The following is a 6,314-nucleotide window of genomic DNA, read 5'->3' as shown; positions in this document are numbered from 1 at the left end:
AACGCCCATGGCACCGTGACCGGCGCAGCCGGCGGCGTGCTGCTGCGTCCGTTCGCCCGCCTGATCGCCTCCACCGGCGACAGCGTCACCACCTACGGCGAACCCTGGAACATGAACTAGCCCCGGGACGTTCGTGCGGTCGATGCATCCAGTGCTCGGTGAGGCGGCCCGACTGGCAACGTCACATCTTGAACCAGTACTGAGAATCCTCACCGCTGGTCAGTCATGGTTTCCGGGTGTAGCCCAATCCGCCTGGAGGTTATGCCGCTTTATTTGGCGTAGTCACGGTATCTGCGCCGCTGGGAACAGGTTTGTGCCCTGCACGGATTGACCGCCACCCTCGGTGACCGCACGCTGGTCCCCGTCCTGCGGTCGGTACGTATCGGCCAGTACACCGACGCGCTGGCCGCGACGTTCAAAGCGGATTGGCTCACCATCACCGCCACCGGACAGCTGCGGATCACGATCATGCGCCGCGATGTGCTGGCCGAACCGGTGCCCCTGTTGATCCCAGCCCCGGGCTGCAACGCGCGGGCTCCGGCCTGCGACAAACACGAATGGAAGCGCCTGGACGCGATGGCACACACATGGCACGCCCATGTAAATAGAAGTGCTAAACAGGCTCAGTGGCCTGAGGAAATAGGTGTGCCCCCGGCAGGATTCGAACCTGCGGCCTTCTGCTCCGGAGGCAGACGCTCTATCCCCTGAGCTACGGGGGCGCGGTGCTGAGGACAGCTGCGCCGTGGGCTCCGATAGCGTAGCGCATCGGAAGCGGAACACGGATTCGGGGCGTGAAGGCCCAGCCCATAGGATGGACCCCCGTGACCCCCGCCGACCTTGCCGAGCTGCTCAAGGCCACTGCTGCGGCAGTGTTGACCGACCATGACCTGGACCCCGCCGCGCTGCCGGCCACCGTCACGGTCGAGCGCCCGCGCAACCCTGAGCACGGCGACTACGCCACCAACATCGCATTGCAGCTGGCCAAGAAGGTCGGCGTCAATCCCCGCGAGCTGGCCGGCTGGCTGGCGACGGCTCTGAGCAGCAGCGATGGCATCGCCGCGGCCGATGTCGCCGGGCCGGGGTTCGTCAATCTGCGTATCGAGGCGTCCGCACAGGGCGTCATCATCACCAACGTGCTCAGCGCGGGCGAGGGGTACGGCAACTCCGCCGAGCTCGCCGAGAAGATCAACCTCGAATTCGTCTCGGCCAACCCGACCGGGCCGATCCACATCGGCGGCACCCGGTGGGCCGCGGTCGGCGACGCGCTGGGCCGGCTGCTGTCGACCCAAGGGGCCGATGTCACCCGCGAGTACTACTTCAACGACCACGGGGCGCAGATCGACCGGTTCGCGCGGTCGCTGGTCGCCGCGGCCAAGGGGGAGCCGACGCCCGAGGACGGCTATGCAGGCACCTACATCAACGACATCGCCGCGGCTGTGCTGGCCAAGCGGCCGGATGCGCTGAGCCTGCCCGCTGATCAGCAGCAGGAAGCCTTCCGCGAGGTGGGCGTCGACCTGATGTTCACCCACATCAAGGAATCGCTGCACGAATTCGGCACCGACTTCGACGTGTACACCCACGAAGACTCGATGCACACGTCGGGCCGCGTGGAGCAGGCCATCGCCAAGCTGCGCGAGACCGGCAACATCTACGAGAAGGACGGCGCAACGTGGTTGCGCACCACCGAGTTCGGTGACGACAAGGACCGCGTCGTCATCAAGAGCGACGGCAACCCGGCCTACATCGCCGGCGACCTGGCCTACTACCTGGACAAGCGCCAGCGCGGTTTCGATCTGTGCATCTACATGCTCGGCGCCGACCACCACGGCTACATCGCCCGGCTCAAGGCGGCCGCTGCGGCACTCGGCGACGACCCGGACACCGTCGAGGTGCTCATCGGCCAGATGGTCAACCTCGTCCGCGACGGGCAGCCCTTGCGGATGAGCAAGCGGGCGGGCACGGTCATCACGCTCGACGATCTGGTCGAGGCCATCGGGGTGGACGCCGCGCGGTATTCGCTGATCCGTTCGTCGGTGGACACCCCGATCGACATCGACCTGGCCCTGTGGTCGAGCGCATCCAACGAAAACCCGGTCTACTACGTGCAATACGCGCATGCTCGGTTGTCCGCGCTGGCCCGTAACGCCGCCGACCTGGGAGTGGTCGCGAGCACTGACAAGCTCGATCTGCTCAACCACGACAAAGAGGGCACGCTGATCCGCAACCTCGGTGAGTTCCCGCGTGTGCTGAAATCCGCTGCGGCGCTGCGTGAACCGCACCGCGTATGCCGGTACCTGGAGGATCTGGCCGGTGACTACCACCGGTTCTACGACGCCTGCCGGGTGCTGCCGCAGGGCGACGAAGAACCGAGCGAGCTGAACTCGGCGCGGCTGGCGCTGTGCCAGGCCACCCGCCAAGTGATCGCCAACGGTCTTGCCATCCTCGGCGTGACCGCACCGGAGCGGATGTGAGCGCACATCCGGCCGGCCCCCGGCACGCCGACGAGATCCACCACCCGGGAGCGCCTGCCCGGCCGCAGACGCCGGAGGAGCTCCTGCTGCTCGCCCCGAATGTGTGGCCCCGCAACCTGGTTCGCGGTGCTGACGGCGTGGTGTCCATCGCCGGGGTGACGGTCACCGATCTGGCGGCCGAATACGGCACCCCGCTGTTCGTGATCGACGAGGACGACTTCCGGTCGCGCTGCCGCGACATCGCTGCGGCCTTCGGCGGCGGCGAGTACGTGCACTACGCCACCAAGGCGTTCCTGTGCAGCGAGATCGCGCGCTGGGTCGATCAGGAAGGCCTCTCGCTCGACGTCGCGACGGGTGGCGAACTGGCTGTCGCGTTGCACGCGGGCTTCCCGCCGCACCGAATCACCATGCACGGCAACAACAAGTCCGTCGAGGAACTGACGACGGCAGTGAACGCCGGGGTGGGCCACGTGGTGGTCGACTCGTTGATCGAGATCGAGCGCCTGGACGCCATCGCCGGGGCGGCAGGCACCGTCCAGGACGTGCTGGTGCGCGTGACCGTCGGGGTCGAGGCGCACACCCACGAGTTCATCTCCACGGCCCACGAGGACCAGAAGTTCGGGCTGTCGCTGGCCAGCGGCGCCGCGATGGATGCCGTGCGCCGCGTGTTCGCCGCCGACAACCTTCGGTTGGTCGGCCTGCACAGCCACATCGGCTCGCAGATCTTCGACGTGGCCGGCTTCGAATTGGCCGCCCATCGCGTCATCGGCCTACTGCGAGACGTGGTTGCCGAGTTCGGGGTCGACAAGACCGCGCAGATGTCGATCGTGGATCTCGGTGGGGGACTGGGCATTTCCTATCTTCCCGACGACGACCCGCCGCCGATGGACGAGCTGGCCGACAAACTCAAGACCATCGTCCGCAACGAGTCGGCCGCAGTCGGTTTGCCCGCGCCGAAACTGGTGGTCGAGCCCGGCCGGGCCATTGCCGGTCCCGGCACCATCACGCTCTATGAGGTCGGCACCGTCAAGGATGTCGCCATCGGCCCGACGGCGCAGCGGCGCTACGTCAGCGTCGACGGCGGTATGAGCGACAACATCCGCACCTCCCTGTACGCCGCGGAGTACGACGCCCGGCTGGTCTCGCGGGCCAGCGACGCGCCTGCGGCGCTGGCGAGGATCGTCGGAAAGCACTGTGAGACAGGGGATATCGTCGTCCGGGACACGTGGGTGTCCGACGACATCACACCGGGCGATCTGCTCGGGGTAGCTGCGACCGGTGCCTATTGCTATTCGATGTCGAGCCGGTACAACCTGCTCGGTCGACCAGCGGTGGTGGCGGTCAAGGACGGCCGCGCGCGGCTGATATTGCGGCGGGAGACCGTCACTGATCTGTTGAGTCTGGAGGTGAGCGACGTATGAGCGGCAAGAAGTCGATCGGCGTAGCGGTATTGGGTTTGGGCAACGTCGGCAGCGAAGTTGTGCGCATCATCAACGAGAGTGCCCCGGACCTCGAGGCGCGCATCGGTGCGCCCCTGGAGTTGCGCGGCGTCGGTGTGCGCCGGGTGTCCGGCGACCGCGGTATTTCCGCGGATCTGCTCACCGACGACATCGACGCGTTGGTATCGCGCGATGACGTCGACATCGTCGTCGAGGTGATGGGCCCGGTCGAGCCCGCGCGCAAGGCCATCCTCGCGGCTCTGGAACAGGGCAAGTCGGTGGTCACCGCGAACAAGGCGCTGATGGCGCAGTCCACCGGTGAGTTGGCCCAGGCTGCCGAAAACGCCCGTGTCGACCTGTATTTCGAGGCGGCGGTGGCCGGCGCGATCCCCGTTATCCGCCCGCTGACGCAGTCGCTGGCCGGTGACAGCGTGGTGCGAGTGGCGGGCATCGTCAACGGCACCACCAACTACATCCTGTCCGAGATGGACAGCACCGGAGCGGATTACGCGAGCGCACTGGCCGACGCCAGCGCACTGGGCTATGCCGAGGCTGATCCCACCGCAGACGTCGAGGGCTATGACGCCGCCGCCAAGGCCGCGATCCTCGCGTCGATCGCGTTTCACACGCGGGTGACCGCCGATGACGTCTACCGCGAGGGCATCACCAAGGTCAGCGCCGAGGACTTCGCTTCGGCCCGGGCGCTCGGCTGCACCATCAAGCTGTTGGCGATCTGCGAACGGATCTCCACTGATGAAGGTAAGCAACGAGTTTCGGCTCGGGTGTATCCGGCTCTGGTCCCGCTGACCCATCCGCTCGCCGCGGTCAACGGTGCGTTCAACGCCGTCGTGGTCGAGGCCGAGGCCGCGGGCCGGCTGATGTTCTACGGGCAGGGCGCAGGCGGAGCGCCGACGGCCTCGGCGGTGATGGGCGATCTGGTGATGGCCGCGCGCAACCGCGTGCAGGGCGGCCGCGGACCCCGCGAGTCGAAGTACGCCAAGCTCAAGATCGCGCCCATCGGTTTCATCCCGACCCGCTACTACGTCAACATGAACGTCGCCGACCGTCCGGGCGTATTGTCCGCGGTCGCAGCCGAATTCAGCAAGCGTGAGGTCAGCATCGCCGAGGTGCGGCAGGAGGGCATGGTCGACGATGAGGGAGCGCCGTGCGGCGCCCGCATCGTCGTGGTGACCCACCAGGCTACCGACGCGGCCTTGTCCGAAACCGTTGAGGCCCTTGCCGATCTCGACGTGGTGCAGACCATCAACAGCGTGCTTCGTATGGAAGGAACAGACGCATGAGTAGCCGGACGCAAGGAGGAGAGGTCGGTGCAGCGCAGGCTGTGCACCGGCCGTGGCCGGGGCTGATCGAGGCGTACCGCGCCCGGCTGCCGATCGGTGACGACTGGACGCCGGTCACCTTGCTGGAGGGTGGAACCCCACTCATCCATGCCAAGCGGATCTCCGAACAGACCGGCTGCACAGTGCATCTCAAGGTCGAGGGGCTCAACCCGACCGGGTCGTTCAAGGACCGCGGTATGACCGTCGCCGTCACCGAATCCGTGGCGCGCGGCCAGCAGGCCGTGCTGTGTGCATCGACCGGCAACACCTCTGCGTCGGCCGCGGCCTACGCGGCGCGGGCAGGCATCACCTGCGCGGTGCTGGTGCCGCAGGGCAAGATCGCGATGGGCAAGCTCGCCCAGGCGGTCATGCACGGCGCCAAGATCATTCAGGTCGACGGCAACTTCGACGACTGTCTGGAACTGGCCCGCAAACTGACCGCGGACTTCCCGACCATCGCGTTGGTGAACTCGGTCAACCCGTACCGCATCGAGGGCCAGAAGACCGCGGCGTTCGAGATCGTCGACGCGCTGGGCACCGCCCCCGACGTGCATGCGCTGCCGGTCGGCAACGCGGGCAACATCACCGCGTACTGGAAGGGCTACAACGAGTATCACCGTGACGGGCTGACCGACCGGTTGCCGCGCATGCTGGGCACGCAGGCCGCGGGTGCTGCGCCACTTGTGCTCGGTGAACCCGTCAAGGAGCCCGAGACGATCGCTACCGCGATCCGCATCGGTGCGCCCGCATCGTGGAACACGGCGGTGCAGGCTCAGCAGGAGTCCAACGGGCGGTTCCTGGCTGCCACCGACGAGGAGATCCTCGCGGCGTACCACCTGATCGCGCGCACCGAGGGTGTGTTCGTCGAACCCGCGTCGGCGGCCAGCGTCGCCGGCCTGCTCAAGTCGATCGAGGACGGTTGGGTCAAGCGGGGTTCCACCGTGGTGTGCACCGTCACCGGTAACGGGCTCAAGGATCCGGACACCGCCCTGCGGGGCGTGCCGCCGGTGACCCCGGTTCCCGTCGACCCGATGGCCGTCGTCGCCAAGCTCGGACTGGTCTGA

At 67.2% G+C, this 6,314-nt stretch carries 5 protein-coding genes, 1 tRNA gene and 1 pseudogene; 6 read left to right on the top strand and 1 reads right to left on the bottom strand.

Annotated elements, in window-relative coordinates; translation table 11 throughout:
- Both A5784_RS21835 and A5784_RS39280 read left to right on the top strand, forming a co-directional pair.
- On the top strand, positions 1-120 hold a 120-nt coding region (locus A5784_RS21835; RefSeq protein ID WP_197514767.1), incomplete at its 5' end, for an MspA family porin.
- 165 nt (positions 121-285) lie between these two features.
- Positions 286-522: pseudogene (locus tag A5784_RS39280) on the top strand (FtsK/SpoIIIE domain-containing protein); the annotation flags it as partial.
- A 124-nt stretch (positions 523-646) separates the two neighbouring features.
- Here A5784_RS39280 and A5784_RS21830 read toward each other — a convergent pair.
- Positions 647-719, bottom strand: a tRNA-Arg gene (locus tag A5784_RS21830).
- A 102-nt stretch (positions 720-821) separates the two neighbouring features.
- Here A5784_RS21830 and argS point away from each other — a divergent pair.
- From argS to thrC, 4 genes are read left to right on the top strand one after another with little or no spacing between them, the layout of a single operon-like run.
- A complete protein-coding gene (argS, locus tag A5784_RS21825; protein ID WP_064946987.1) occupies positions 822-2,471 on the top strand; it encodes an arginine--tRNA ligase in 1,650 nt (549 codons plus the stop codon).
- Between the two features lie 35 nt (positions 2,472-2,506).
- The gene (gene lysA, locus A5784_RS21820; protein WP_197514831.1) at positions 2,507-3,892 is read left to right on the top strand and encodes a diaminopimelate decarboxylase; all 1,386 of its coding nucleotides are present in this window, start codon (positions 2,507-2,509) and stop codon (positions 3,890-3,892) included.
- Positions 3,889-5,211, top strand: coding sequence for a homoserine dehydrogenase (locus A5784_RS21815; RefSeq protein WP_064946985.1), 1,323 nt, complete (start codon positions 3,889-3,891; stop codon positions 5,209-5,211). The genes lysA and A5784_RS21815 overlap by 4 nt, the downstream gene beginning before the upstream one ends.
- A complete protein-coding gene (thrC, locus tag A5784_RS21810; protein ID WP_064946984.1) occupies positions 5,208-6,314 on the top strand; it encodes a threonine synthase in 1,107 nt (368 codons plus the stop codon). The genes A5784_RS21815 and thrC overlap by 4 nt, the downstream gene beginning before the upstream one ends.

The organism is Mycobacterium sp. 852013-50091_SCH5140682 (genome assembly GCF_001665685.1).
Lineage (GTDB): Bacteria > Actinomycetota > Actinomycetes > Mycobacteriales > Mycobacteriaceae > Mycobacterium.
The sequence above is the reverse complement of the archived record's forward strand: the minus strand, read 5'-3'. Positions and strand labels throughout refer to the sequence as shown.

What these genes read in the sequence shown, in the direction of transcription:
- A5784_RS21815 (WP_064946985.1), top strand. Translation starts at nt 3,889, where the DNA reads ATGAGCGGCAAGAAGTCGATCGGCGTAGCGGTATTGGGTTTGGGCAAC.
- thrC (WP_064946984.1), top strand. Translation starts at nt 5,208, where the DNA reads ATGAGTAGCCGGACGCAAGGAGGAGAGGTCGGTGCAGCGCAGGCTGTG.